Here is a 25607-nt window from a genome sequence, read left to right as displayed (position 1 = left end):
GCGTCCTCAGAAAATATCGGGCTCGCCGGCGGTGCGGCCGAAATCCGTCTGCAGGAAGTCGAAATCGCAGCCTTGATCGGCCTGGGTGACATGCTTGGAGAAGAGATAACCATAACCGCGTTCATAACGCGCTGCCGGCGCCTGCCAGGCGGCGCGGCGGCTGGCGATTTCCTCTTCGCTGACCAGCATGTCGAGACGACGCTGCGGCAGATCGAGGCGCACGATATCGCCGGTCTTCAGAAGCGCCAGCGGGCCGCCGACGAAGCTTTCCGGCGCGACATGCAGCACGCAGGCACCATAGGAGGTGCCGGACATGCGGGCATCGGAAATGCGCACCATATCGCGGTGACCCTTCTTGATCAGCGCCTTGGGGATGGGCAGCATGCCCCATTCCGGAAAACCGGGACCGCCCAGCGGACCGGCATTGCGCAGCACCAGCACATGATCCGGCGTGACATCGAGGTTTTCGTCGTCAATTGCCTTCTTCATCTCCGGATAACTGTCGAAGACCAGCGCCGGGCCCTCGTGAACATGATACTTCGGATCGCAGGCGGCGGGCTTGATGACCGCGCCATCCGGACAAAGATTGCCGCGCAGCACCGCAAGCGAGCCTTCCGCATAAACGGGATTATCGAGCGAGCGAATGACGTCGTCATTATAGACCTTCGCACCCTCTAGGTTTTCGCCCATGCTGCGGCCGGTCACCGTGAGCGCCGAACAGTCGAGACGGCTTTCGAGCTGCTTCATCAGCGCCCGCAGGCCGCCGGCGTAATAGAAGTCCTCCATCAGATAGTCTTTGCCGGAGGGGCGGACATTGGCGATGAGCGGCGTGACCCGGCCAAGTTCGTCCAGTTCATCCAGCGTCATCGGCACGCCGGCGCGCCGCGCCATGGCGATAAGATGCACGACGGCATTGGTGGAGCAGCCCGTCGCCATGGCGACGATGGCGGCGTTGCGAAACGCGGTCGCGGTCAGGATACGGTCCGGCGTCAGCTCCTCGGTCACCATTTCCACGATACGCCGGCCGCAACCTGCCGACATGCGCTGGTGTTCGGCATCCACCGCCGGAATGGAGGAAGCTCCCGGCAGGGTGAGGCCAAGGGCGTCGGTGATGGCGGTCATGGTCGAGGCTGTGCCCATGGTCATGCACACACCGGCGGAGCGGGCGATGCCGCCCTGCACGCCGCGCCATTCCTCGTCGGTGACGTTACCGGCACGGCGCTCGTCCCAATATTTCCAGGCATCCGAACCCGAACCCAGCACCTTTCCGGCATAGTTGCCACGCAGCATCGGGCCTGCCGGTAGATAGATCATCGGCACGCCGGCCGAGATCGCGCCCATGACGAGGCCGGGTGTCGTCTTGTCGCAACCGCCCATCAGCACCACGCCGTCGAGCGGATGCGAGCGGATCATTTCCTCCGTCTCCATCGCCAGCATGTTGCGATAGAGCATCGATGTCGGCTTGGTGAAGCTCTCATCGACCGAAAGCGACGGCATTTCGACGGGGAAGCCGCCGGCCTGCAGCACACCGCGTTTCACATCCTGCACGCGCTCTGGGAAATGCGAGTGACAGGTATTCAGCTCCGACCAGGTGTTCAGGATACCGATGACGGGTTTGCCGACAAAATCCTCCTCCGCATAACCGAGCTGCATCATGCGTGAGCGGTGGCCGAAGCTGCGCAGGTCGTCGGGAGCGAACCAGCGGTCGGAACGGAGTTTTTTATCGGTCATGTCAATGGTCCTGCGTTGCGGGTTGCGCTAAAGGCTGTCAGTCCTGCCGGAGCGTCAGCCCGCTCGTCGTATCGAAAAGGTGGATGTGTTCCAGCGGCGCCGACAGGCGAATGACTTCGTCAGCCGATGTCGAAGTCTGGCCGGAAAGATGCAGCGTCACCCGGGTGCCATCCCCGAGAGTACCGTAAAGATAGGACTCGCCGCCCAACTGTTCGGCGGTGCGCACCGACATGGTCAGTGCGCCTTCGCCACCCGCCTGCACATGGTTCGGGCGGATGCCGAGCGTCACTTTCTGACCGGGCTTGTAGGCAAAACCGGTCTGCGGCAGCGGGATCAATTCGCCGGTGGCGATCTTCAGGGACGGCGTTGCATCCGAGGTCACTTCGCCGGCAAAAAAGTTCATCTTCGGCGAACCGATGAAGCCTGCCACGAAGAGATTGGCCGGGCGGTTATAAAGATCGAGCGGCACACCGAATTGCTCCAGCTTGCCGGCGCGCAGAACGGCGATCTTGTCGGCCATGGTCATGGCTTCCACCTGATCGTGCGTCACATAGATCATGGTATTGCCGAGACGCCGGTGCAGGCTTGAAATCTCGCCGCGCATGTCGACGCGCAGTTCCGCATCGAGGTTGGAAAGCGGCTCATCGAAGAGGAACACACGCGGCTCGCGCACGACGGCGCGGCCGATGGCGACGCGCTGGCGCTGGCCACCCGACAGGTCCTTGGGGCGACGCTCCAGAAGCTGGTCGATCTGCAGCATCTTGGAAACCTGGGAGATCTTTTCGGCGATATCCTTTTTGGAGGTGCCGATGTTCTCAAGCCCGAAGGACAGGTTTTCACGCACCGTCATATGCGGATAAAGGGCATAGGACTGAAACACCATGGCAAGGCCACGATCTGCGGCCGGCACCGTGTTGACCACATCACCGCCGATGACGATATCGCCGCCGCTCAGTTCTTCGAGACCGGAGATCATGCGCAGCAGGGTCGACTTGCCGCAGCCGGAAGGGCCGACGAAAACACAGAACTCGCCGTGTTTGATATCGAGATCGACACCCTTGATCACATCGAGGGCACCATATGTCTTTTTGACCTGACGAAGCTCTATACTTGCCATTGTCGTGTTTCCTCCCTGAGGATTATTTGCCGCCCGTCGATGCAATGCCGGTGGCGATGTATTTTTGCAGGAACATGAAGACCAGCGCGATCGGGGCGAGTGTCAGCACCGTCATGGCCAGAAGATTGCTCCATTCCGTCGTCATCTCCCCCTGGAAGGAGTTGAGCGCCAGTTGCAGGGTGAAGTTGTCGTTGCGGGTCAGAACGATCAGCGGCCAGAGGAAGTCGTTCCAGCGCCACATGATCGCAAGGATGGCAAGAACGGCAAGCGCCGGAGCCGAAAGCGGCAGGATGATGCGCCAGTAGATTTTCCACTCGCTCGCCTTGTCCATACGCGCCGCATCGAGGATTTCATCCGGGATCGTCAGCATATATTGCCGCAGCAGGAAGACGCCCGTGGGTGTCGCTGCACCGGGAATGATGACGCCCCAGAGACTATTGATCATGCCCAGCTGGCTGGTGATGAGAAACAGCGGCACGAGCACGACGGTCTGCGGGATCATCAGCGTGCCGACAACCAGCGCCAGCACCGCACCCCTGCCCTTGAACTGGTATTTCGAGAGCGCGAAGGCCGCCATGGAATTGACGATCAGCATGATGATGGTGGAGGTCACCGTGATGAAGGTCGAGTTCCAGAAATAGAGCGGGAAATTGAAGCGCTGGAAAAGCTCGGTGTAGTTTTCCGTCGCCAGCGCCACTTTTTCAGCCGGTTTCAGCTCGTTGAACGGTATCTTCAGGACTTCGGTTGGCTTGGCCGGGTCAACCACCTGGGCCACGAGGCCGATGCGGCGGACCATGCCGAACTTGCGGCCATCCTTGTCGACATAGGCCGGCAGCGGCGCTGCCTGCCCATCCACCACCACGGTTTCCTGGCTATAGGGCAGAAGACGTGGCGGAAAGCGCTGGAGATCGGCCTCCGTCTTGAACGACGAGAGCACCAGCCAAACGACGGGACCGAACATCATCAGCACGGCCACGCCGAGATAGGCATAGGACAGCCAGTCGGTCCAGTGCAGCTTGCCGTTACGGCCGCGGGTACGGGTCAGAAATGCGCCAATCCTAGCCATCGACCTTGCTCCTGTTTGCCCGGAATTGCAGGGCGGTCAGCACCACCAACACCACGGCGAGCAGCAGCGAAGCGGCAGCCGCAAGGCCAAAATTGCGGGGCGTCCCGGCAAAACCGGTCTGATAGATGAACTGAATGATGAAGGTGGTCGCCGAACCCGGGCCGCCACCCGTGAAGGCAAAGACTTCATCGAAGGTCTGTACGCCCTTGATGAGCGACAGGACGAGAACGACGAGCATGGTGGGCGCCAAAAGCGGCAGCGTGATGCGCCGGAAGATGCGCCACGGGCTCGCCTTGTCGAGCTGCGCCGCCTCATAGACATCGCGCGGGATCGCCTGCAGGCCGGCCAGAAGAATGAGCGTGTAAAAACCCATATGCGCCCAGACCGACAGGAAGACCGACCAGCCGAAGGCAAGATTGGCTTCGAGCAACCAGTCGACCGAACCGAGGCCCAGCCCCTCAATCGCCGCATTGAGAACGCCGAAACGCTGGAGAATCCACTTCCAGATCAAGGCCACAACGACGGGCGACAGCAGCACGGGGAAGAAGAAGACGGCACGGAAGAACCCGCGCGCCCGGATATCGCGGTTAAGCACGATGGCCGTGATCAGCGAGAAGCCGACCATGAAACCGACCTGCAGCACCACGAAGAAAACCGTGTTCCAGACGGAGCGCCAGAACAGGTCACGCTGACAGGAATTGGGGTCGAGGTAATTCTGACAGGAAAGAAGGACCGAGAAATTTTCGCCGCCCACGGCAGGGCGTTCGGAAAGCAATATGTGTTCGCTACCTGTCACGGAATAGGCCATGTTCAGCACGATCGGCAGAAAGGCGAAGACCGCAAACAGGATCAGGTTGGGCGTCAGAAACACCCATGCAATCCGCCTGTGGCCAAGAACCTTCTGCAGGAAGGAAAAAGGCAGTTCGACGATGCCCATCACGGGCGCAAGAAATTTATACATGAGGGTCCTCCTTCGATCCGGCGCGGCGCAGTATGCCCGCGCCGGAAGGCGATGGATCACTTCGCCTGTTTCAACGCTTCCTCGAGGTCCGTCTTCGCGCGGGCCATGGCCTCATCAACGGTGCTTTCACCGACGATGGCCTGCGTGATGCGCTGGACGGAGATGTTGAACATGGCGCGATTGTTCTTGTAGCCCTGGTAGGCATAGGCAATCGGGCTGAGGCCGGGGATCTGGTCCAGCCAGGCGTTCATGGCCTTCTGCGTCGCAGGCGTCGCACCGGTATAGGTCACGCCCTTGTCGGCAACGGCCTTATGGGCCGGAACGTTGCGGGTGCGAACGGTGAAGTCGAGATAATTCTCGTCCTGAGCCATGAAGTTCAGGATATCGGCAACGATCTTCGGGTTTTTGGTCTGCTTGAAGCCGACGATGCCGGTACCACCAGGCATGCCGGTGCAGGCTACGCCACCGCAGGGCTGCGGCACGACTTCCCAGTCAAAGGCATCGCCCACCTGGCTGTCGAAACGCGCGGTCTGCCAGCTGCCCGAGTAATAATAGACCAGCTGCCCGTTGATGAATTCCTGCGCGGCGTCACGATAGGTATTGCCGCCCTGCCCGGCCCAGACGTCACGCGCCATGGTGCCGTCCTTGTTCCACTCCACGAATTTCTTCACGAAAGTCGTGAAGCCTTCATCGACGAGAATGGGCTTACCATCAGCATCGAAAATCTTCGCGCCGTAGGAAATGGCCGGGCCGGCAATACGGTGGCCGGAACGGTCGATGGCCATCGGGTAAGGCGTGCCGGTTGCCTTGGCGACGGCATTGGCTGCCTTCGCCCAGTCATCCAGCGTCGCATCCTTGCCGGGTACGGCCACATTGGCCTGATCGAACAAAGTGCGGTTGATGAAGGCGCCGGTGATGGTCAGCTGGGTATGCATGCCGTAGATGCCCTTGTCGTCAGGGCCGCTGCGGTACCATTTCAGCACGTTGGAGAAATTGTCTTCCCAGTATTTCGCATCCACATAGGGCGTGAGATCGAGATAATAGCGGTTGAGGCCGCCAAGGTCGGTCACGGTTGCGAAATCCGGGCCGCTGCCGCCGGCGAGCTGCACGGGCAGGCCCTCCAGCAGCGCCTTGTAGGGCACGACGTCGGTGACGATCTTCACGTCCGGATGCTGCTTTTCGTAACGCGCGAGAATGTCTTTCAGAATTTCGCAGCCGTTGCCGTCATAAGCGCAGGTGAAGCGCACTTCCTCAGCCGCCTGGGCCGCGCCTGCAAAGGACGCCGCGCCAATGGCGAGCGCCAATGCCATGCTGTATTTACCGATCATCTCTTTTCCTCCCTTAGATGATTATGCGTTGGCGGATGCGCGCGGAGCCCAGCCCTTGATCCATTCGCCTTCTGCGGCGTCGGACAGGCGGACCGGCTTTCCTTCCCGCACCGAGCGATAAATGGCGGTGACGAGCTCGATGGACTGCAAGCCATCGTTCACAGTCACTTCCTTGCCGCCGCGTCCTTCCATCGCGTCAGCAATGGCTTCGACAAAACCGGCAAAGCCGTTTTCGCCATTGGCGACCGTCGCCAGAACGGCGTCGATCTGGTCCTGCGTGGTCGGTGCACGGGCGATGAAACGCCATGTGTCTTCGGCCGGACGATAGGGCAGCGTGCCGCTTTCGGCGGTGAAGCCTTCGAAGCAGAAACGCAGGCGGGACGTATCTTCGGCGGCACCGAGCGTCACCGAGCTCGTCGCCAGCGCACCGCTTTTCATGCGGAAGCTGAGTGCCGCGCAGTCTTCGGTTTCGATTGTGTTGACGCGCGTATCGGCCATGGCGAACACTTCGTCGACGGGGCCGAGAACGTGGCAGAGAAGATCATGGGCGTGGATGGCGTGGCCGAGGATCGCGCCACCGCACTCGCCCTTCCACGTACCGCGCCACGGAATGTCGTAATAGCTGGCGCCACGGTTCCAGTGAACTTCCGAACTCGCGACAAAGGCCTTGCCCGCAAGGCCGGCATCGATGAGCGCACGAAGCTGCCGCATCGCATGTCCGAAACGGTACTGGAAGACCGGAAACACGCCACGGCCGGTCTTCCTGACGGAGTCGATCAGCGCATTTGCCTCGTCAAGCGAGCGGACGAGCGGCTTTTCGCAGACCACATCCTTGCCCGCCGCATGTGCCTTCAGCGTCACGGGAAAATGCAGGTGCGGCGGCAGGCAGACGTCGATGAGCTGAATGCTCTCATCGGCCAGAATCTCATCGAGATCGGTCGTCAGACGGATAGAGGTATCCTCACCCGCCACGGAGCGGGCGCGCTCGAGATCGAGGTCGCAGATCGCCTTGACGGAGAAGCGCTCCGGCAACGCCTGATAACCCTTCAGATGCAGGGCGCCGATGCCAGCACCAACGATTGCGACGCCAATCATGCCTTTGCTCCTTCGGCCTTGGCCTGCGCCTGAAGCGACAGGTCGCATACCTTGAACACATGCTCCTGCGTCATCGCCGTTTCGGTGCGGTTGCGGATGTCGTCGCACAGCCGGCCGAAATAGGGCAGGCCGGCACCGGAGGCGTCAATATATTCGCAGCGGTCCCCATTCACGAGAATGAGACGGTCGGTGCCTTCCTTGTTGCCGACATCGACATATTTGCGCAGTTCGATGTAACCCTCGGTGCCGAGGATCGTGAGGCGGCCGTCGCCCCAGGTCGGCAGCGCATCGGGCGTGTACCAGTCGACGCGGATATAGCCGTGGCCTTTGTCGCCGCGCAGCACCACTTCGCCGAAATCCTGCAGGCCCGGATCGCGCGGGTTGGCATAATTGGCAACGGTGGCAGCCACGATCTCCACTTCGGTCGAACCGGTGAAGAACATGAACTGGTCGATCTGGTGGCTGGCGATATCGGTGATGATGCCGCCGTAAGCTTCACGCTCGAAGAACCACTTCGGGCGGATCTGGCGGTTCAGACGGTGCGGGCCGAGACCGACGGTCTGGATCACACGGCCGATCGCACCCTGCGCAACGAGTTCGGCGGCCTTGGTCACGCTCGGAACTTCAAAACGCTCGGAGAAATCGACAGTCCAGATGCGCTTGGTCTTCGCCACCGTCTGGCGAAGGCGATCGAGCTGTTCGAAGGTGGTGCAGCCCGGCTTGTCGGACATGACGTCCTTGCCGGCTTCCATGGCGGCGATGGCAAGATCGGCGCGCTTGGAGGGAATGTCGGCGATCAGCACGAGATCGATGCTGCCATCGGCCAGCAGAGCTTCCTTCGAGGTCGCGCGCGGCACATCCGGGAAGCGCTTGACGAAGCCTTCCACCACGTCTGGCTCGCCTTCGGTCCACCAGCCGGCGAATTCTGCGCCAGCATCCAGCATGTTCTGGGCCATGCCGAAAATGTGCCGGTGCTCTATGCCGAGAGCGACGAACTTGATTGCTTTAGTCATCCTGCAGTTCCACTTCCTTGCCGGTGTCGGCCGAGTTGATGATCGCGTCGATCAATCTGTGAGACAAAAGAGCCGCTTCGCCGGTGACGACCGGGGCGCGCCCTGAGGAGATGGCGTCTGCGAAATCTTCGAAGACGCCCTGATGCCATTCATGCGTGAAAGCCATGGGGTCGGCCCCGCCGCCCGTGCCGGATGCCGCGCCGCCAAAGGTCTCCTGCCGGCCATCGCGCCAGTCGACATGCAGGAGGCCCGAGGCGAGCCGCAGGCTGGCATTGTCGAAATGCAGGACAATCGATTCCGGAGCGCCGGGGAAACTTGCGGTGCTTGCGACCAGCGAGCCGACAGCGCCATTCTTGAAGCGCAGGCCGGCCGCGACATAATCCTCGGTTTCCATGCGATGAAACCGCGTCGTCGCCGCCATGGCCTGAACGCGCGAGACCGGCCCTGTAAGGCTCAGCGCCAGATCGATGGTGTGGATTGCCTGGGAGATCAGAACACCGCCGCCGTCACGCGCCAGGGTGCCGCGACCGGGTTCATCATAATAGGATTGCGCGCGCCACCACGGCACGGAAATTTCGCAGAGACCAAGCGCCCCGAGCGTCCCGCCATCCACAAGCTCACGGGCTTTTTGCGATGCAGCCCGCATGCGGTGCTGGAAGATGATGCCGAGCGTGACGCCGGCTTCACGACATAGGGCGACAAGCCCGCCGGCTTCCTTCGTGTTACGGGCAACGGGCTTTTCCATCAGAATGTGTTTGCCCGCCTTTGCGAGCTGTCCGACGAGATCGATGCGGGCATTCGGCGGCGTTGCGATGATGGCGAAATCGACATCCGCATCGCGCGCTGCTTCCTCGACCGAGGAATAAACGACGACCTCATATCCGGCATGTTTCGACGCTTCGGCGGCCAGCGCCCTGGCGCGGCCGGAGCCACCGTCGACTAAGCCCTTCAGGCGAATTTTTTCCGGACTTGCCGCACAGGCGAGCACATGCGTCTTCGCCACCATTCCGGCGCCAACGATGACGCAGGTCTTGATATTTTGCATTTCGGGAGCCTCCTTCCCAATACGCGATCATTTGCATACCGGTATGCCGGTTGTCAACAGACTTGTGTTCCGGTATACCGGTTATGAAAGTGCTGGAGGGTATATGCCAAAAATTCCCGTAACAGGTGGGACCGTGCCGACAATGGAGCGATTGGATCTTAATCGTCCGGTCGTGGACCAGATCTATTCCGCGCTGAAATCGGCGATCCTTTCCCGGGAGCTTTTTCCCGGCCAGGCGGTTTCGGAGAACGAAATCGGACAGTTGTTCAATTCCAGCCGAACGCCGGTGCGCGAAGCGCTGAGCCGCCTGCGGGATGACGGCCTGATCGTCACCCTGCCAAGCCGCGGCACCTATGTCTCCAGATTATCGGAAAAGCACATTCGCAGCGCGCAGTTCATCCGCGAGGCGCTGGAGGTCGCTGCGGTTTGCAGGCTATGCCAGATCGGCATAACGGCGGAGGCCGAGCAGGAGATCGAACACGCCCTCACCGGCCAGCGTGCAGCCATGCACCGCGGGGACAGAAAGGCTTTCCGTGTGCATGACGACCAGTTCCACAGCGCGCTTGCCGCCGCGACGGGGCTTGAGAGGCTGGAGACGCTATTGATCCGCGAAAAGGCGGGGCTGGACCGTCTGCGCGCGCTCGCCATCACCGACGAGGCGCATATGGCGCGGCTGCTCTCCGAACATGAGGCGGTTTACGATGCGATCAAGGCCGGGGACGAAGCCCGTGCGACCGATGGTTTGCGCAAACACCTGAGACGCGTCCTCGGCATTCTTTCGCAGGTTTTCGAGAACCACCAGGACTATTTCGAATAATTCCGCACCATCATCTTCAACGGTTCGAGCATCATGAATACGGCAAATCCTGAAAAAGCGCTCGCCATGTCGCAGGCGAAACTTCTGTGCGACACGATGAGCACGCTTGCTGAATCCCCCGTTTGGGATGAGCGGCGACAGGCGCTTTTCTGGTGCGATATACTCGGCAAGGCGGTGCGGTCCGCAGCGCTCGAGCCCGGCCTTTATCGCGAATGGGCGTTTCCCCATACGGTCTCGAGTCTCGGTCTCTGTCGGAACGGCGACCTCATCGTCGCCTGCGGTATGGATATTGTCATCCTCGATCCGGAGAGCGGCAAAACACGCCTTCTCCATTCCCTGCCGTCACCGGACGGCATTCCCTGCCGGCTCAACGACGGACGAATCGGCCCCGACGGCGCCTTCTGGGTGGGAACCATGCACAATGTGCCACTCGCGGACATGGAGCCCCATGGTGAACTTTGGCGGATCACCGAAAAAAGCGCCGAGCGCATGCAGACCGGCCTGACATGCCCGAACGACCTCGCCTTTTCCCCAGACGGCTCCATCATGTGGCAGAGCGATTCCGTCCAGAAATGGATACGCCGGCGAAAATTCGACAGCAGAAACGGCACATTTGATGAGGGCGTGCTGGTGGCCTGGATGACGGAAGAGACGGGAAGACCCGATGGCGGCTGTCTCGACAGCAGCGGCACCTATTACAGCGCGGGCGTTTCCGCTGGCCTGTTGAACGTTTTCACGGCCGACGGCAGGCATGCGGAGGTGCTCGCAGCGCCCGTCCCGCACCCCACCATGCCGTGCTTCGGAGGACCTGATTTCAGCCTCCTTTTCCTGACGTCACACCGCCACAACATGTCCGAAGACAGGCTGGCGAAAGCACCATTTTCGGGCGGCGTCTGGGCGATCCCGACAAAAACGAAAGGCTTTGCCGCCTTTCGTTTTGGCGAAGGCGGATAAAGCCCGGAAACCGGACCAGGATTCCTACTCTTCCCGGAAGGCGCGGCTGATCTGGTCGGTCAGCGGCTTGGCGATATAGGACAGCGCCGTCCTTTCGCTGGTCTGAATGAACGCCTCGGCCGGCATGCCCGGCACCAGCGGCGCATTGTTCAGCTTCTGCCGCTCGGAAACCGGCACGGAAATCCGCGCCAGATAATAGGAGAGACCGCTGCGCTGATCGGTGGTGATATCCGCCGCGATGCGGCTGACATGGCCTTCCAGTTCCGGCGTGACACGCTGGTTGAAAGCGGTCATGCGCAGCATGGCCTTTTGCCCCACCTGAAGCTGATCGATATCCTTCGGCACGATCTGCACCTCCAGCGCCAGCTCGTCTCCGTCAGGCACGATGAACATGATCGGATCCGCCGGCGTCACCACGCCGCCCACCGTGTGCACGGCCATTTCATGCACCACGCCGGATTGCGGCGCGACGATATCGATGCGCTTCAGCTCGTCTTCGGCGGCAACCTTGCGCTCGACGAATTCGCCCATCTGCGCCTGTATTTCCCGCAGTTCCCGCCCGACCTCGGTGCGCAATTCCTGATCGATCTGCAGGATTTGCAGCCTGGTTTCGGTGATGCGCCCTGCCGTCTGCGCCTGATAGGCGATTTTTTCGCCGCGCTCGCCGCCGAATGTCGCGGCCTGCGTCTGCAGGCTGTTCAGCCTCTGCACCGAAACGATACCCTGTTCGCGCAGCGATTTCTGCGAGGTGATTTCAGCCTCCAGCACGGCAAGGCCGTTATCATAGGCGACTTCCTGCGCCTTCAGCCCCTCAATCTCATGTTCGAACTGAGTGATGCGTTCGGAAAGCTGTGCTTTGCGCCCTTCGCGATAGGATTTGCGGAATTCGAACAGCTTGGTCTCGCTGCGCATGGCGGAAGCGACATCGGCATCGTCTTTTCGCGTCATCAGCGCCCGCGGAAAAACGAGTTCCGGCAGATCGTCGCGCTCGGCCTCCAGCCTTGCCATGCGCGCATTCAGCTCATCCAGACGCTTGGTCACGATGGCGAGATTGGCGCGGGTCTGGGTCGCATCAAGGCGCATGACCACATCGCCGGCCTTTACCCTGTCGCCCTCATTCACCAGAATTTCGCCGACGACACCGCCGCTCGGGTGCTGCACCTTCTTGCTGTAGGAATCCACAACCAGATGGCCGGAGGCGACAACCGCGCCGGCGAGATTGGTCGTCGCAGCCCATCCGCCGACGCCGGCCAGCAGCGCTACACCCGCAGCAAGGCCGGCAAAAAGATGTTTGCGGATGGAGCGGGACACATGGCTGCGCTGATCAATGTTTGACATCCGCATCTCCTTCCTGGCTGTTCTCTTCACGGACGTCTTCCAGCACCAACGCCTGGGGCTGGGTATTGGCGACGACGCGCAGCGGTGAGATTGTCTGGGCGGATGCGGTAAATTCCTTGGCCGCCTGCGCCTGCGGAACACGCAGTACCTTCGACAGAACCTCGTCGCGCGGGCCAAAGGCCTTCATCCGCCCCTCTTCCATCATCAGAATGAAATCGACAGCACCGATGGCGCTCGGCCGGTGGGCGACGACGACGGCAATACCGCCCCGCGCCTTGACCGAGGAAATCGCCTTGACCACGGCGGCTTCGCCTTCCGCATCGAGATTGGCGTTGGGTTCGTCCAGCACGACGATGAAGGGATCGCCATATAGCGCGCGGGCAAGGCCGATGCGCTGGCGCTGTCCGGCGGAAAGCGCCGAACCCGCCTCGCCGATATCGCTGTCATAACCCTTTTCGAAACGCAGGATCAGTTCATGCGCGCCCGCAGCCCTGGCCGCCGCGATGATGGCGTCAGGATCGGGATTATCCTCGAAACGGGAGATATTTTCACCGATCGTGCCATCGAACAGCTCCACGCCCTGCGGCAGATAGCCGATATGGCGGCCCAGCGCCTCACGGTCCCACTGCTCGAAACTTGCACCGTCCAGCCGTACCTTGCCGGCCGCCGGCATCCACGCGCCGGTGAGAATGCGCGCGAGCGTGGATTTACCCGAACCGGAGGGACCGATGACACCGAGCGCGTTTCCAGCGGTTACGATGAAGCCAAGGCCGGTGACGGTCGGTTTTCTTTCTCCCGGCGGAACGATGGTGACGTTTTCGACCCGCAGTTCCTTTTCAGGCTTCGGCAGGGCCATGGCGGCGGCATTGGCCGGCATCTGCGCAAAAAGCTCCCTCAGCCGCGCCCAGCTCTGCCGGGCGGCCACGAAGGACTTCCAGTTGGAAATGGCGAGATCGACGGGCGCGAGCGCCCGGCCCATCATGATCGAACTGGCGATCATCACGCCGCCGGAGGCCTCCTGATTGATGACGAGCCACGCGCCGACCGCCAGAATGGCCGATTGCAGCACGACCCGTAAAGACTTCGCGATATTGCCGAGACCGCCTGCCACATCGCCCGCCTTGCGATTGGCGGCGAGATAGGCCTCGTTGGAATTTTGCCAGCGTTTTCCGAGCCGGCCGCCAAGCCCCATGGCCTGCACGACTTCGGCATTGCGGCGCGAGGCCTCCAACTGCCGGTTGCGGGCCATATTCTCGACCATGGTGTCGCGGATCGGCTTCTGCGAGAAGATGTTGGTGAGGATCGTAAGGGAGACAAGCAATATAGCGCCGGCAAGCGCCGTCACGCCGATCCAGAAATGAAACAGAAAACATATGCCGAGATAAAGCGGCATCCACGGCAGATCGAAAAAGGCGGTCGGCCCCGTGCCTGAGAGAAAACCGCGCACATTATCGAGATCGCGCAGCGGCTGCAGACCGTCGCCCGGCATGCGGTTGACGAGCGGCAGACGCACCACCGCATCATGCACCCTGCCGGAATAACGCATGTCGAAATCTTCACCGATGCGGATCAGAACGCGGGCGCGGATGATATCGAGCAGGCACTGGAAGCCGTAAAGGCCAAGCGCGAGAATGGCGAGCCCGACCAGCGTCGGCAGGCTGCCGCTTGCCAGGACCCGGTCATAAACCTGCAGCATGAAGAGCGGCGACGTGAGCGCGAGTATATTGACCACGCCGCTGACGAGCGCAACGCCGAGAAATGTGCTTTTAAGGGGCGAAACAACCGCCGCAGTGAGGGACTGCGGCGGCGTCTGCTGGTGGTTTTGAAAGCCCACAGCCTGATTTTCCTTTACGCGGCAAGCGCCGATGCGCTGGCGAAAATGAAGTCCGATGCGTCGAGCACATTTGCATCGACGCCATTCAGTGTGACGGAGACGGACGTGTCTGTGGCAGAAAGGATAACGGCATTTCCATTATCGTTATACCACAACAAATCGTCCACCGAAGTTGCCCCCCAGGCGGAAACGTCAAGCGTATCCGTGCCATCCTGGTAGCCGTAGGTGCCGGTCGGGCCAGTCGCCACAACGTCGTTGCCGCCGGAGAATACGAAGGTGTCTGCGCCGGCAAAGCCGGTCAGGGTGTTGGAGGCAGCCGTATCCTCGATGACCGTGCCAGTGGCCGCGAAGTAATCATAAAAACCGGCAAGCGAACCGAAGCGGGCGAGCTGATAAACGGCAAGATCGAGAAGATCGCGGGCACCGGCAAGCGAGTAGGCGCTGTCGGGATCGATCAGCAGTTCCTGCTGGCTGACGGCGATGCCGCTGGTGGACTGGCTGTAGCCAGTGCCCAGAACGATGCTGTCGACCGAACCCGTCAGGTTGCCCTGGGAGTACTGCAGAGCGCCGCTCATGACGATGCCCTTGCCGCCGGTGCTGCCATCGCCCCACGCCTCATAGGTCGTGTTCGGATCGATGGTGGTGGTGGCGAGAGAGCTGGTCTGAGCGTCGTAGAACGCACCATAGGTCGAACCGAAACCGCTCGTCCAACCGTTGAGGTAGCCGATCAGATCGGAGGAAGACTGCGTCAGTTGAATTGTGGTAGCCATAGGTGTACTCCTTTGCTGGCCAATATCGATACCTTCGTCCTGTGGCGAAGGCGTTTCATCTCCGGGACGGGCTGCAACCCAGCCCGGAGAATTTCTTCCACGGTTCAGAACTTCACGTTCATCGTCGCGATAAAGGTGCGGCCCGGCGCTGTGTAAGCGCTTGCTGCCGGGATGTATTTGCGGTCCGTCAGGTTGTTGACGGCAAAGCGAAGCGTGGCCTTGTCGTTGAAGGCATAGGAACCGTAGAGATCCACCGTCGTGTAGGGATCGGTCACCTCACGCAGATTGCCTTCCGTATCTAGCGTGCGCGACTGTGTCGGCGTAACGTGGTTGAGCCTTGCGCCCAGCGAGAATTTTTCATCGAAGAAACGCATGCCGCCATCGAGCGTCAGCTTCACCTTGGGCGCGACGTCGCCCGGCCAGGCAACGATTTCGCCCGTTGTGGTGGTCGTGCCGTTGGAAAAAACCTGTGTCTTTTCAGGCCATTCTGTTTTCAGAAAGGTTGCCGAGCCGCCGATCCAGAAACTGCGGGCATCGTAATTGCCCTCGAATTCAAGCCCGCGCATATAGGTCGTGCCGTCCAGATTGACGAAGCTGGTATAGGTGCGGTCGAGAACCTGATCCGTAACGAGATAACCGAGCGCGATATAGTCCTTCACCTCGCGGCGAAAGGCAGCCATTTTGATGCGAATGGAGTCGTCGTCCAGCAGCACGCCGTCGAAGCTCATATTCGCGCCGACTTCGTAGGTCGTCGCCTTTTCGGCACGCAGGGCCTGGTTCGGAGCGTATTCGTATCCAGCGCTGTCGCCCGGACGCGCTCCAGCGAAAAATGCTTCGAGAATTGTCGGCGGACGCAAGCTCTGGGAATAGCTCACATAGGGGCGGAACCAGTCGACGGGTTTCAGCTCGATGGTGGCGGAGGGCAGCCAGGCGCTATAGGTGCGATCGATATCGACATTGTGCTCAGGGTACTCGGTGACCGGCGTATTGGTGGTTGTACCGGTGCCCGGCATGCAGTTGGCCGAGGTTGTGGGCCAGACGCGCGCAAGATAGAGGGCATAACGCGCCGCCCAGCTGGGGTTAGCGGGGGCAAAGACCTGATTGAAATAATCGAGAGCCGTATAGTGATTGCGGATCGCATCGCAGGGTACGGTCGTGGTCACCATGTAATCGCGAACGCTATAATAGGTCGCCGATCCCTTGAGACGCGACCAGTCGTAACGCACGCCGCCACTCAGCGTGATCCAATCGGCCGGCTCAAGCTCACCATTCAGGAACAGGCTGGCGACATCGCGCCGCCCGGCAGGGCTGAATGACGTGTAGCTGCTGGCGAAAGAGGGATTTTCCGCGATTTTGGCGCTCGTCGCGACGGATGTGGCAATGTCCCGGAAAGCTTCGGCCCCATAGTTCAGACTGAGCGCACCCGCCACCGTGTCAAAGCGGCTGGTATTTTCCATGCTGCCGCCGAAGCTGCGCAGACCCATATCGAGGTTCGTTTCCACCGCATATTTGCGCGCCGCCCGCAGTTCATGCGTCATATTATCGTTCAGCCACAGCGACGACTTGAAGTCGATGAGTTCGCTCTCCGGATCCCAGTCCAGCTTCGCGACGACGCTGTCGTTTCGCACGCTTTCCCGGTCGATCACCTCAGATGCGCCCTGAACGAAGTCATTCTCCTGATGCATCCAGGAAAGCGAGGCCTTGACGTCGCCGAAATCGCCTTCGCCCTTAAAAAAGGTCGACCAACCGTCGCGGCCGAGCAAATCCTTCATTGTGAGCGCGGTGCTGCGGGCCTCGCCTTTTGTGCCGACCTTGTATTCATCCATGATCGTGCGGCTGTAGCCGGCGACGAAGGAGAGAGGACCATCCGGCGAGCGAACGGCGCCGAGAACCGAGCCCTGAAAATCATAACCATTGGTGCCGCGGGAAACATTCGCTTCCCCGCCCTTGTTTTCACCCTCGGCGATGAGATCGTCGGCGCTGACGGTTCGGAACTCGACCTTGCCGCCCAGAGAGCCGGCATTGCCTGAGCGCGCATTGGTTATTTTCTCGATCTCGACGGCACGGATGAAAGCGACATCCACATAACCCTGCCCGGCGCTTGCGGTGTAGCTGGTGGCGCCGCCAAATGCCGCACCACGCTGCGCATTCTGCCGCGCCCCGTCGATGGAGACGACCACGCGGCCGCTTTCCTGCAAACCGCGCACATTGGGCGAAACGGTCGGGAAGCTGCCATTGCCCTCGCCGGCATAAACACCGGAAACCCGATTGAAAACATCGCGCGTGTTGCGCACGCCTGCCGACTGGATCGCCTCACGGCCGACCACGCTGACACTGGCGGGCGTCTCATAAACCCAGTCGGGCGTCCCCTGATAACCGGAACCGGCAATGGAGTTGCGCCCGGTCTTGCCGGTCAGGGTAATGGTTTCCAGAACCGTCGTACCCTCCGCCGCGGAAAGATCGACGGTCGATTGCCCCGTGCCGATGACGACGGTTCTGCCATTGCCGGCGATACGGAAATTGACGCCCGTTCCCGCCAGCAACCGCGACAGCGCCTCCCGCACCGTGAAACTGCCGGTGACGGCATTGGTGCGCACATTGCCCGCCGCGGGCGTGGCAAGCGTGACCTGAAGGCCGGATTGCCGCCCGAAAGCACCCACGACCGATGACAGCGACTGGGCGGGAATATTGAACGGCCGCGTCGCCCCCTGCTCGCCGCCTGGACGCTGGGAATTGGCGGTATCTGCTCCGGTCTGGGCCAGAAGGGGCGTCGCGAATGAAACGGCGACCGCCGTTGTCGCCAGCAGCATGGCCCTGCGAGCCTGCTTTGCTGCTTTTTCCCCTGAACCGGTCTTGCATGTCTGGAGGCGCATATTGCTTTTGTCTTCCTGTCTTTCGCTCCGGATATATCTTGACCGGATTACTCAACAAAAAGACGATTGCCTCGTCGATTTTTTTCAGGCTTTCAGAAGAAATTTTATAAGCTTCTGAAAATAAATATGATTTTTTGTTGCGGACTGTTTCAGAAGCGGGTGATGATGCGCGCGCTGCCGCCAATCGCATGCACCTTGCCCTTGTAGGGTTCGACCAGGGCCTCCAGCGCGCGATCCGGGTCGCGCAGATCGTAAAAGCCCGTCACCCTCTGCTCGGCAAGCCGCTTGTCGGCCATGGTCAGCCATGCCGGATGGTAGCGCTGGATCTGCTCCACGACCGAGCCTATCGTCGCATCGACCACATAGAGTTCGCCGTTGCGCCAGCCGCCAATATCCTCGACGGAAACAGTCTCTTTGCGGATTGCGCCCGAAGCGTCGACAATCAGCATCTCGCCCGGCACCAGCCGCGTTGGCGGCGCATTGCGGAAAGACGCCTCCACGGAACCGTGCGCCAGCGCCACCTGGGTTACGCCATCCGTCAGGTCGACGTCGAAAGCCGTGCCCAGCACCTGAACGGTCACGTTTTTTGCCTCCACGACGAAGGGACGCGTTTTATCCGGCACGACGTCGAAAAAGGCTTCCCCCTTCAGCACCGTCACATTGCGGCGGCCATTCGTGAAATCCGTTGACAGCGCGCTCGCGGCGGCAAGCTGTACTTTGCTGCCGTCCTCGAGGATGATCGTGCGGCTTTCGGCAGTGGTGGTCTGATAGTCCGCCTCCAGACGAACGAAAAATGCCGGAACGAACAGTACCGCAAGACAGAGGGACGCCGCCGCCACAGCCGCGCCGGCATAATGTCGCACGGACCAGCGCCGCCGCTGCGGCTTTGTCGCGGCCTTGCCGGGCAGATGCGGTGCATCTTCCCAGAGGTTCTTGAATTCTGGCTCCACCAGGCCGAGATTGCGCCACGTCTTGCATGTTCGTTCCCAGGCGAGACGGTTTGCCGGCGCTGCCGCCAGCCATTGCTCGAATTCCGCCTTCAGCCGCGGCTCCGCCGAGCCAGACTGCAAGCGCAGCAGCCAGTCGGCCGCCTCCTCCGCCTTACCGGCCGGCAATTCAATTTTTTTCTCTGGATCAATGGTCATTGAACCGGGCCAGTTCCTTTGCGGGGCGGAGGAGAAGCGTCGTCTTCTGCATTGCTATAAAGACGTTTGAGGAAGAGATTTTTTTCACAAGGCGGGACAATCGGGACTATTTTACTTCATTTCTTTGGTAATCGCGGCAATGCTGCCCTTGATCAGACGATGTGCGCTGGCCACGGACACGCCAAGGTGACGCGCAATCTCTTCCATATTGTAACCACCGAATCTGTGCATTTCCAATGCCACCCGCGCCTGAACCGGCAGGCCGGCCAAAATAGTCCGCATCTGGCGAACTTCGTCGCAGAAAAGGGCATGCTCTTCCGGCGTACCATTGTCCTGCGGCACACCCCAGAACGGCGTATCGTCCGGCCGTTCCCGAAGGTCCTGGCGGCTGCGCCGGCGATTGTCGAGCGCAAGATTGCGAACGATGCGGAAGAGATAGGATTTGAGATTGGAAGGATTGCCGGAGGCCTCCGGAACGAATTTCAGGAATGCTTCCTGAACCACGTCCTCCGCATCCGCCCGCGACCCCAGAATGAGGGTGGCGTATTTGATCAGGTCGACCCTATGCGCGACGTAAGCGTTATAACGCTTGTCATCTTCCCGTATGCCCATGTCTCAACCGAGAGAAATTTCAAGGATCGACGAGACCTGCCGCCCCCCGAATGGCCGCACAGCTCTGCCGCTCAAAGCTCTAGCATCCAAACCGTGGATCGAACAGATATTTCATGATTATTATTATCAAGAATTTGTGCAGGCTGCGGCTCATGCAACAGCCTGTGCGTGACGGACCTGCGGACCCGACACCGGACGCCGCCGGGTATTGACGTGTCAGAGTCTCTTCGAGAAAACGAGGACGAATATGACATGAGAAGCCCTATGGCGGGAAATCAAATCAATGACCTATGATGCTCTCAAAATCCCCAAGTTCCTTAGCGTGTTGACTGTGTTGGTCACGGGGCTGCTCTCTGGCTGCGCGAGAATCCCACCGGTGTTTTCGGACGATGGCGCGACAATTTCATTCAAGGGTGAAAAGTTTAAGTACCGTGCTCCCGGTCACGCCGAAGCGTCCTGCAAATTTGACGATCAGAGAAAATTGGCAGTTTGTGACAACGGCCTAACCTCCAGGTTGGTAGTGGCCGGGCTTCCCTTCCATGGCGTCGTATTAGTTGAATTCGACGGGCGGATTTTTAGGCCCACGGAACATCCCTAAACGATTGAGCCGTTCAAAAGCTGATCACCGCAATGACGCCAATCCTTAGAACCAGCACCGTTCTTGGATGGACACTCAGATGGCCCCGTCGACAATGACCATGGGTCTGCCCTGCGAGCAGGGCTCGATACGGGCATCGATGCGATAGATATCGCGCAGCATCTCCGGGGTTATAACCGCCTCCGTGCTGCCGCTCACCACCATTTCACCGCGCGCGATAACCATCGTATTTGCGCAATAACGAAGCGCGTGGTTGAGGTCATGGAGAGCGATCAGCACGATCATGCCGGTCTTCTGCGCCAGATCGGTAACGAAGCCCAGAACCTCGATCTGCCGGTGAAGATCGAGCGCAGACGTCGGCTCGTCCATCAGCAGCACTTCCGGCTTTCGCGCGAGTGCCTGCGCCAGCGAAACAAGCTGCCGCTGACCGCCCGACAATTCGCCAAGCCCGCGGAAAGCAAGGTCATGGATTTTCAGCGCCTTGAGAATGGCGTCGATCTCGAACAGCTCATCGTCATGGACCCGCCAGCCGCCGCCCTGCTTGGCGGAAAGAAGCACGGATTCATAGACGGTCAGAACGGCATTGGCGCCGGTATCCTGCGGCATGTAGCAGATGGCGCGGTTGCCGCGAGCCGTATCGGAGAGCTCGACCAGTCCGGGACCGGAAATCAGGCTGGCGATACGTTTGAAAAGCGTGGACTTGCCGGCGGCATTCGGGCCGATCACGGCCGTCACACTGCCGCTTTCCAGCGTATCGATGCCGACCTTGGAGAGAACCGTGATGCGCCCATAGGCGGCGCCGACATCTTTCAGTGCGAGCGCTACCATGCGCGCCTCCTGTTGCCGAAAATAAGCGCGAAGAAGAACGGAACACCGACGAGCGCCGTGATGACGCCGATAGGCAGAATAGCGCCTGGAATGAGAATCTTGCTGATGACCGAGGTTGCCGACAGAAGCAGCGCGCCGCAGATCACCGAGCCGGGCAGGAAGAAACGCTGGTCCTCACCCACCACCATGCGGGCGATGTGCGGACCGACCAGCCCGACGAAACCGATTGTGCCGACAAAGGAAACCGGAATGGCCGCCAGCAGGCTGACCGTCAGCATGGTCGTCAACCGCAGCCGCCGGACATTGATGCCCATGCTGGCCGCCTTGTCATCGCCGAGCCTGAGTGCCGTCAGCGCCCAGGCATTGCGCATGAACAACGGCACGGTGACGAGGAGGATGGCGGCGGTGATATAGACCTTGTCCCAGGTCGCCTTCGTCAGGCTGCCCATGGTCCAGAAAACCACGGCGGCAAGCGCCTGTTCGGAGGCCAGATATTCGAGCAGCGACAGCGCCGCATTGAAGGTGAACACCAGCGCGATGCCAAGCAACACGATGGTTTCGACCGTCACCCCGCGAAGCGTCGAGGCGAAATGGATGAAGAGAGCCGCGACCATGGCCATGATGAAGGCGTTGATCGGCACCATGTAATGCACGGCGCCCGGAAAGATCGCCACGCCGCCAACCAGCGCCAGCGCCGCACCGAAGCTTGCCGCCGCCGAAATGCCGAGCGTGAAGGGGCTGGCGAGCGGGTTCGACAGGATGGTCTGCATCTGCGCCCCCGCAACCGAAAGCGACGCTCCGACGGTCACCGCCATCAGCGCGATCGGCATGCGAATATCCCAGATCACCACCCGAAGCTGGTTTCCCACGGCGGCCGGATCGGCAATCGTCGCCAGAACCTCGGAGAGCGTGTAGCGCGCCGGACCGAGCGCCATGTCGGCGGCCATGCTGAAACACAGCGCGATAAAAAGCCCGAAGAGGATGATTATCCTGCGCGCGGCAAGGGCGCGATATTGATCGCGCCCACTGATGCCAACCGCGCTTTCATTCACCGAACTCATTGGTTCAAACCTTTTTCGAGCGAGGCGAAATAGCCCGGCTTGTAGGTGACGGGGAGGAATTTGCGGTGAAACTCCTCAAAATTCTTTTCCGGATCGAGATCGGCGAAGAGATCGGGATGGAACCACTTGGCGAATTGCTGGATCGGGAAGAATTCGTAGGGCGCGCCATAGAACTGGTGCCAGACGGCATGGACATTGCCTTGCTTCACGGCCTTCAGTTCCGGAAACGGCGTGCGCTTCATCAGATTGGCCAGCCGCTCACGGGAGAGAGCCATATCCGCCCCGCGTCCGACAGGAACGAACTGGTTGATGTCGGATTCGGCGGCCCAGTTGGAGCCGGTGACGATGACGTGGTCAGGATCGGCAACGACGAGCTGTTCGGGATTGAGATCGCCGAAGGTCGTCTTGATGATGCCGTCGGCGATGTTGTGGCCGCCGGCAAGATCGACCATCGCGCCGAAATTGACGGGTCCGAAAGTGCGGCAGCAATTGTTTTCGCCGGAAATGCCGGGCGCGCGTTCGATGAAGACGTTCGGTCGCTTCAAGTCCTTGACGCTGGCGAGCCGGTCGGTCACGCGGGCGATTTCGGCACGGCGATAGGCGATGAATTCCTTCGCCCGCTCTTCGGCGCCGAAGAGTTTGCCGAGAATTTCGACCGAGGCTTCGCTGTTCTTTTCAGGATCGATGCGGAAATCGAGATAGATGATCTTGATGCCGGCGGCGGCGGCCTTTTCTTCGAAACCGCTCTCCTTGGCGGATTTCTCCGCTTCCAGATTGAGGGTGATCACATCGGGCGAGAGGGTGATGGCCGTTTCCAGGCTGAAATCGCCCTGCGGCACATAACCGAAGCGCGGCAGTTTCTCGATCTGCGGAAAACGCTCGACATAGGCGGTGTAGCTGTCGGGGTCCTTCTTGAGAAGATCGTCACGCCAGCCGACGATGGTGTCGAAGGTCTTGTCGCCCTTGAGCGCGGCAATGACATGCACCTGGCGCGCCTCACCGACGATGACGCGTCTGGCCGGCAAATCCAGCTCGACTTTACGTCCAGTGACATCGGTAATCTCAGCCGCCAGAACCGGCACGGCGAGAAGGGAGAAAGCCAGCACCGCAAGATGCCTGAGAGCGTTGAGCCGCATGAGCAGTCCTCATTGAGTTCCAAAACAAAGCGATAAAGCCGCATGGCTGCGGCTTTATCCATCGGTCGGACGGCGCTCCCCTTCACCGTCCCTTTATTACCTGGCGTCCTTCAGCGAAACGAAGTAGCCGGGCTTGTAGTCGAGCGGCAGGAAGCGGGCATGCAGTTCCTTGAAGGTCGCCTCGGGGTCGAGGTCCTTGAAGAGGTCCGGATGCAGCCACTTGGCGATTTCCTGAACGGCCACGAACTGATAGGGATTGTTGTAGAACTGATGCCAGATGGCGTGGACATTACCGTCCTTCACCGCCTGCACGCCGGTGAAAGCCGGGCGCTTGGTCAGGTTTTCAAGCTTGCGATGGGCTTCCTTCAAATCCGCGCCATAACCGACGCCGACCCAGTTGCCGCCCGGAACATAACCGTTCCAGTTGCCGCCGGTGATGATGATCTGCTCCGGGTTGGAGGCAATGATCTGTTCCGGATTGACGGTGCCGAAAGTGCCGGGAATGATGTCCTTGGCCATGTTGATGCCGCCGGCAAGCTCCACCATCTTGCCGAAGTTCTCGTTGCCGAAGGACATGCAGCAATCGTCGGAATAACCGCCGGCGCGCTCCATGAACACCACAGGCTTCTTCGGATTGGCCTTTTCGAGCGTATCGGTGACCTTGGCGATGGAGTCGGCGCGGAACTTGATGAAGTCCTCGGCGATCTTCTCCTTGCCCGTAAGCTGGCCCATGAGGCGCATGCTCGGCTCGGTATTTTCCATCGGCTTTTCACGGAAATCGACGTAAACCAGCGGAATGCCGACCTTTGCGAGCTTTTCGATATAGCCCGCTTCTTCGGTCGCCGTCTTGGCGTCGATATTCATCAGGATCACGTCAGGCTTCAGGGCAACAGCCTGTTCTATGTCGAAAGTGCCGTCCTTCATGCCGCCGAAAGTCGGCAGCTTGGCGATCTCCGGATACTTGGCGAGATAGGCAGCATAGGTTTCCGGGTCGGCTTTCGCCAGATCGTCGCGCCAACCAACCACGTGCTGGAAAGGGTTTTCCTTGTCGAGTGCAGCCAGGAAATAAATCTGGCGGCCTTCACCGAGGATGACGTGCGATACCGGCACATTCACCTCGACATCGCGGCCCGTCACATCCTTGACGGTGACCTTTTCGGCGAATGCAGGCCATGCGGCGGATACGAGAAGGCCAAGGGCAAGTGCCGCAGATTTGGCTGAGATGCGCATCGGATATTGCTCTCCAGTGTTGACTGGCGCGGCTGTATTATTTTCTGACTGTACTAGTCAACATTTATGTTTTAGAGCCATTCTTAACTGAGCGGTACATGAGTTGAAGACCGATGATCGACACAATCAAATATGGCAAAAACGACAGTCTAAGAGACGAAATCAAATCCTACTGGTCCGGCCGCGCCGCGACTTTCGACCTTTCCCCCGGACATGAAATTTTTTCCGAAGACGAGCGCGAGGCCTGGCACGCGCTTATCCTGAAACATCTCGGCCGCGGAGAAGGCCGCAGGGCGCTCGATCTTGCCAGCGGCACCGGCGTCATTTCGCACCTGATGGACGATCTCGGTTTTCAGGTCATCGGCATGGACTGGTCGGAAACCATGCTGGCGCTTGCCCGTGAAAAAGCGAAAAGCCGTGGCCGCAGCATCCGCTTTTTCGTCGGTGATGCCGAAAACACGATGGAGCCGGATGAAAGCGCCGATGTCATCATCACCCGTCATCTGGTCTGGACGCTGGTGGACCCGCAGGCAAGCTTTGCCGAATGGTTCCGCGTTCTGAAACCGGGCGGACGGCTTCTGATTGTCGACGGCGATTTCGTAAATACCGGCTGGCGCGAAAAACTGGTGAAGAAACTGGCGGCCGGTCTCGAAAGCATCGGCCTCGTCAAACCGGACCAGCCGCACAAGCCGGCGGACCCGGAAAACACCTTCAACAGCATTCTTTCCCGCGTTTATTTTTCGAAGGGCGCAAGGGCCGGCGATGTCGCGGCGCTGTTGCGTGCGACCGGCTTCGAACCTGTCGCAATCGATCAGGAGCTTCAGGCCATTCACCGCGCCCAGGCGAAAAATTTCAGCCTGCTGAAAGGCATTCTGCGCGGGCTGCAGCATCGTTATGCTGTGTGCGCGGTGAAGCCGGATGTTTCCGGAAAGGCGTGAGGGAAACCATAGCCGCCTTCACTATCCGCATATACTACGTCATCCTCGGGCTTGTCCCACTACTGTCCGGTTTAAATTTGCGGCCATTGGAAGGCCATCTGGTTTTGGTTTGTGGGT

General features: G+C 60.3%; 22 protein-coding genes. 4 read left to right on the top strand and 18 right to left on the bottom strand.

What is annotated here, in order from left to right:
• Nucleotides 1–6 precede the first annotated feature (6 nt).
• From araD to BTE54_RS11165, 8 genes are read right to left on the bottom strand one after another with little or no spacing between them, the layout of a single operon-like run.
• Nucleotides 7–1731 carry an L-arabinonate dehydratase gene (araD, locus tag BTE54_RS11200; RefSeq protein ID WP_078052502.1) on the bottom strand — a complete coding sequence of 575 codons (1725 nt, stop codon included), beginning with the start codon at nucleotides 1729–1731 and terminating at the stop codon, nucleotides 7–9.
• 37 nt (nucleotides 1732–1768) lie between these two features.
• Nucleotides 1769–2848 carry a sn-glycerol-3-phosphate ABC transporter ATP-binding protein UgpC gene (gene ugpC / locus BTE54_RS11195; RefSeq protein WP_078052501.1) on the bottom strand — a complete coding sequence of 360 codons (1080 nt, stop codon included), beginning with the start codon at nucleotides 2846–2848 and terminating at the stop codon, nucleotides 1769–1771.
• 22 nt (nucleotides 2849–2870) lie between these two features.
• Nucleotides 2871–3914, bottom strand: coding sequence for a carbohydrate ABC transporter permease (locus tag BTE54_RS11190; RefSeq protein WP_143240710.1), 1044 nt, complete (start codon nucleotides 3912–3914; stop codon nucleotides 2871–2873).
• On the bottom strand, nucleotides 3907–4875 hold the full coding sequence (locus BTE54_RS11185; RefSeq protein ID WP_078052500.1) for a sugar ABC transporter permease: 969 nt from the start codon (nucleotides 4873–4875) through the stop codon (nucleotides 3907–3909). Before BTE54_RS11185 ends, BTE54_RS11190 begins: the two co-directional genes overlap by 8 nt.
• Before the next feature lie 56 nt (nucleotides 4876–4931).
• Complete coding sequence (locus BTE54_RS11180; RefSeq protein WP_065657218.1) at nucleotides 4932–6203, bottom strand: ABC transporter substrate-binding protein; 1272 nt, start codon at nucleotides 6201–6203, stop codon at nucleotides 4932–4934.
• Between the two features lie 21 nt (nucleotides 6204–6224).
• The gene (locus tag BTE54_RS11175; RefSeq protein ID WP_078052499.1) at nucleotides 6225–7298 is read right to left on the bottom strand and encodes a Gfo/Idh/MocA family oxidoreductase; all 1074 of its coding nucleotides are present in this window, start codon (nucleotides 7296–7298) and stop codon (nucleotides 6225–6227) included.
• Complete coding sequence (locus BTE54_RS11170; RefSeq protein ID WP_065657216.1) at nucleotides 7295–8311, bottom strand: Gfo/Idh/MocA family oxidoreductase; 1017 nt, start codon at nucleotides 8309–8311, stop codon at nucleotides 7295–7297. Before BTE54_RS11170 ends, BTE54_RS11175 begins: the two co-directional genes overlap by 4 nt.
• Nucleotides 8304–9356: a Gfo/Idh/MocA family oxidoreductase gene (locus tag BTE54_RS11165; RefSeq protein WP_078052498.1), complete on the bottom strand. Its 1053-nt coding sequence runs from the start codon at nucleotides 9354–9356 to the stop codon at nucleotides 8304–8306. Before BTE54_RS11165 ends, BTE54_RS11170 begins: the two co-directional genes overlap by 8 nt.
• Nucleotides 9357–9459: 103 nt before the next feature.
• Here BTE54_RS11165 and BTE54_RS11160 point away from each other — a divergent pair, with 103 nt between their 5' ends.
• Entirely contained in the window at nucleotides 9460–10173 is a 714-nt protein-coding gene (locus BTE54_RS11160) for a GntR family transcriptional regulator (RefSeq protein ID WP_035240481.1), read from the top strand.
• 33 nt (nucleotides 10174–10206) lie between these two features.
• Nucleotides 10207–11127: an SMP-30/gluconolactonase/LRE family protein gene (locus tag BTE54_RS11155; protein ID WP_198939127.1), complete on the top strand. Its 921-nt coding sequence runs from the start codon at nucleotides 10207–10209 to the stop codon at nucleotides 11125–11127.
• Between the two features lie 24 nt (nucleotides 11128–11151).
• Here the strand turns inward: BTE54_RS11155 and BTE54_RS11150 are convergent, their stop codons facing one another.
• From BTE54_RS11150 to BTE54_RS11125, 6 genes are all read right to left on the bottom strand, one after another.
• Nucleotides 11152–12465: an HlyD family type I secretion periplasmic adaptor subunit gene (locus tag BTE54_RS11150; RefSeq protein WP_078052497.1), complete on the bottom strand. Its 1314-nt coding sequence runs from the start codon at nucleotides 12463–12465 to the stop codon at nucleotides 11152–11154.
• A complete protein-coding gene (locus BTE54_RS11145) occupies nucleotides 12452–14299 on the bottom strand; it encodes a type I secretion system permease/ATPase (RefSeq protein WP_078052496.1) in 1848 nt (615 codons plus the stop codon). The genes BTE54_RS11150 and BTE54_RS11145 overlap by 14 nt, the downstream gene beginning before the upstream one ends.
• Before the next feature lie 14 nt (nucleotides 14300–14313).
• On the bottom strand, nucleotides 14314–15069 hold the full coding sequence (locus BTE54_RS11140; RefSeq protein WP_078052495.1) for a hypothetical protein: 756 nt from the start codon (nucleotides 15067–15069) through the stop codon (nucleotides 14314–14316).
• Between the two features lie 104 nt (nucleotides 15070–15173).
• Nucleotides 15174–17942 carry a TonB-dependent receptor gene (locus BTE54_RS11135; protein WP_078052494.1) on the bottom strand — a complete coding sequence of 923 codons (2769 nt, stop codon included), beginning with the start codon at nucleotides 17940–17942 and terminating at the stop codon, nucleotides 15174–15176.
• Between the two features lie 149 nt (nucleotides 17943–18091).
• The gene (locus BTE54_RS11130) at nucleotides 18092–19087 is read right to left on the bottom strand and encodes a FecR family protein (protein WP_065657210.1); all 996 of its coding nucleotides are present in this window, start codon (nucleotides 19085–19087) and stop codon (nucleotides 18092–18094) included.
• Nucleotides 19088–19198: 111 nt separating this feature from the next.
• Nucleotides 19199–19699: an RNA polymerase sigma factor gene (locus tag BTE54_RS11125; RefSeq protein ID WP_003524633.1), complete on the bottom strand. Its 501-nt coding sequence runs from the start codon at nucleotides 19697–19699 to the stop codon at nucleotides 19199–19201.
• 283 nt (nucleotides 19700–19982) lie between these two features.
• Here BTE54_RS11125 and BTE54_RS11120 point away from each other — a divergent pair, with 283 nt between their 5' ends.
• Nucleotides 19983–20297 (top strand): hypothetical protein, encoded by a 315-nt coding sequence (locus BTE54_RS11120; RefSeq protein WP_078052493.1) that lies wholly within the window; start codon nucleotides 19983–19985, stop codon nucleotides 20295–20297.
• 75 nt (nucleotides 20298–20372) lie between these two features.
• On the opposite strand, the gene BTE54_RS11115 is transcribed toward BTE54_RS11120, so the two are convergent.
• From BTE54_RS11115 to BTE54_RS11100, 4 genes are all read right to left on the bottom strand, one after another.
• A complete protein-coding gene (locus BTE54_RS11115) occupies nucleotides 20373–21125 on the bottom strand; it encodes an ABC transporter ATP-binding protein (RefSeq protein ID WP_003524635.1) in 753 nt (250 codons plus the stop codon).
• Complete coding sequence (locus BTE54_RS11110) at nucleotides 21119–22186, bottom strand: iron ABC transporter permease (RefSeq protein WP_078052492.1); 1068 nt, start codon at nucleotides 22184–22186, stop codon at nucleotides 21119–21121. Before BTE54_RS11110 ends, BTE54_RS11115 begins: the two co-directional genes overlap by 7 nt.
• Nucleotides 22183–23322 (bottom strand): ABC transporter substrate-binding protein, encoded by a 1140-nt coding sequence (locus tag BTE54_RS11105; RefSeq protein WP_059753331.1) that lies wholly within the window; start codon nucleotides 23320–23322, stop codon nucleotides 22183–22185. The genes BTE54_RS11110 and BTE54_RS11105 overlap by 4 nt, the downstream gene beginning before the upstream one ends.
• 96 nt (nucleotides 23323–23418) lie before the next feature.
• Nucleotides 23419–24552 (bottom strand): ABC transporter substrate-binding protein, encoded by a 1134-nt coding sequence (locus tag BTE54_RS11100; protein ID WP_078052491.1) that lies wholly within the window; start codon nucleotides 24550–24552, stop codon nucleotides 23419–23421.
• A gap of 113 nt (nucleotides 24553–24665) precedes the next feature.
• Between BTE54_RS11100 and BTE54_RS11095 the strand changes: the two genes are divergently transcribed.
• Nucleotides 24666–25490 carry a class I SAM-dependent methyltransferase gene (locus tag BTE54_RS11095; protein ID WP_078052490.1) on the top strand — a complete coding sequence of 275 codons (825 nt, stop codon included), beginning with the start codon at nucleotides 24666–24668 and terminating at the stop codon, nucleotides 25488–25490.
• The last annotated feature ends 117 nt before the right edge of the window (nucleotides 25491–25607 follow it).

The organism is Agrobacterium sp. YIC 4121 (genome assembly GCF_002008205.1).
GTDB classification, from domain to species: domain Bacteria; phylum Pseudomonadota; class Alphaproteobacteria; order Rhizobiales; family Rhizobiaceae; genus Agrobacterium; species Agrobacterium leguminum.
Note: the sequence above shows the minus strand (reverse complement) of the source record. Positions and strands in the feature narration are given on the sequence as shown.

Coding starts and splice junctions, on each gene's coding strand:
- araD (WP_078052502.1), bottom strand. CDS start 1,731: ATGACCGATAAAAAACTCCGTTCCGACCGCTGGTTCGCTCCCGACGAC.
- ugpC (WP_078052501.1), bottom strand. CDS start 2,848: ATGGCAAGTATAGAGCTTCGTCAGGTCAAAAAGACATATGGTGCCCTC.
- BTE54_RS11190 (WP_143240710.1), bottom strand. CDS start 3,914: ATGGCTAGGATTGGCGCATTTCTGACCCGTACCCGCGGCCGTAACGGC.
- BTE54_RS11185 (WP_078052500.1), bottom strand. CDS start 4,875: ATGTATAAATTTCTTGCGCCCGTGATGGGCATCGTCGAACTGCCTTTT.
- BTE54_RS11180 (WP_065657218.1), bottom strand. CDS start 6,203: ATGATCGGTAAATACAGCATGGCATTGGCGCTCGCCATTGGCGCGGCG.
- BTE54_RS11175 (WP_078052499.1), bottom strand. CDS start 7,298: ATGATTGGCGTCGCAATCGTTGGTGCTGGCATCGGCGCCCTGCATCTG.
- BTE54_RS11170 (WP_065657216.1), bottom strand. CDS start 8,311: ATGACTAAAGCAATCAAGTTCGTCGCTCTCGGCATAGAGCACCGGCAC.
- BTE54_RS11165 (WP_078052498.1), bottom strand. CDS start 9,356: ATGCAAAATATCAAGACCTGCGTCATCGTTGGCGCCGGAATGGTGGCG.
- BTE54_RS11160 (WP_035240481.1), top strand. CDS start 9,460: ATGCCAAAAATTCCCGTAACAGGTGGGACCGTGCCGACAATGGAGCGA.
- BTE54_RS11155 (WP_198939127.1), top strand. CDS start 10,207: ATGAATACGGCAAATCCTGAAAAAGCGCTCGCCATGTCGCAGGCGAAA.
- BTE54_RS11150 (WP_078052497.1), bottom strand. CDS start 12,465: ATGTCAAACATTGATCAGCGCAGCCATGTGTCCCGCTCCATCCGCAAA.
- BTE54_RS11140 (WP_078052495.1), bottom strand. CDS start 15,069: ATGGCTACCACAATTCAACTGACGCAGTCTTCCTCCGATCTGATCGGC.
- BTE54_RS11135 (WP_078052494.1), bottom strand. CDS start 17,942: ATGCGCCTCCAGACATGCAAGACCGGTTCAGGGGAAAAAGCAGCAAAG.
- BTE54_RS11130 (WP_065657210.1), bottom strand. CDS start 19,087: ATGACCATTGATCCAGAGAAAAAAATTGAATTGCCGGCCGGTAAGGCG.
- BTE54_RS11125 (WP_003524633.1), bottom strand. CDS start 19,699: ATGGGCATACGGGAAGATGACAAGCGTTATAACGCTTACGTCGCGCAT.
- BTE54_RS11120 (WP_078052493.1), top strand. CDS start 19,983: ATGACCTATGATGCTCTCAAAATCCCCAAGTTCCTTAGCGTGTTGACT.
- BTE54_RS11115 (WP_003524635.1), bottom strand. CDS start 21,125: ATGGTAGCGCTCGCACTGAAAGATGTCGGCGCCGCCTATGGGCGCATC.
- BTE54_RS11110 (WP_078052492.1), bottom strand. CDS start 22,186: ATGAGTTCGGTGAATGAAAGCGCGGTTGGCATCAGTGGGCGCGATCAA.
- BTE54_RS11105 (WP_059753331.1), bottom strand. CDS start 23,322: ATGCGGCTCAACGCTCTCAGGCATCTTGCGGTGCTGGCTTTCTCCCTT.
- BTE54_RS11100 (WP_078052491.1), bottom strand. CDS start 24,552: ATGCGCATCTCAGCCAAATCTGCGGCACTTGCCCTTGGCCTTCTCGTA.
- BTE54_RS11095 (WP_078052490.1), top strand. CDS start 24,666: ATGATCGACACAATCAAATATGGCAAAAACGACAGTCTAAGAGACGAA.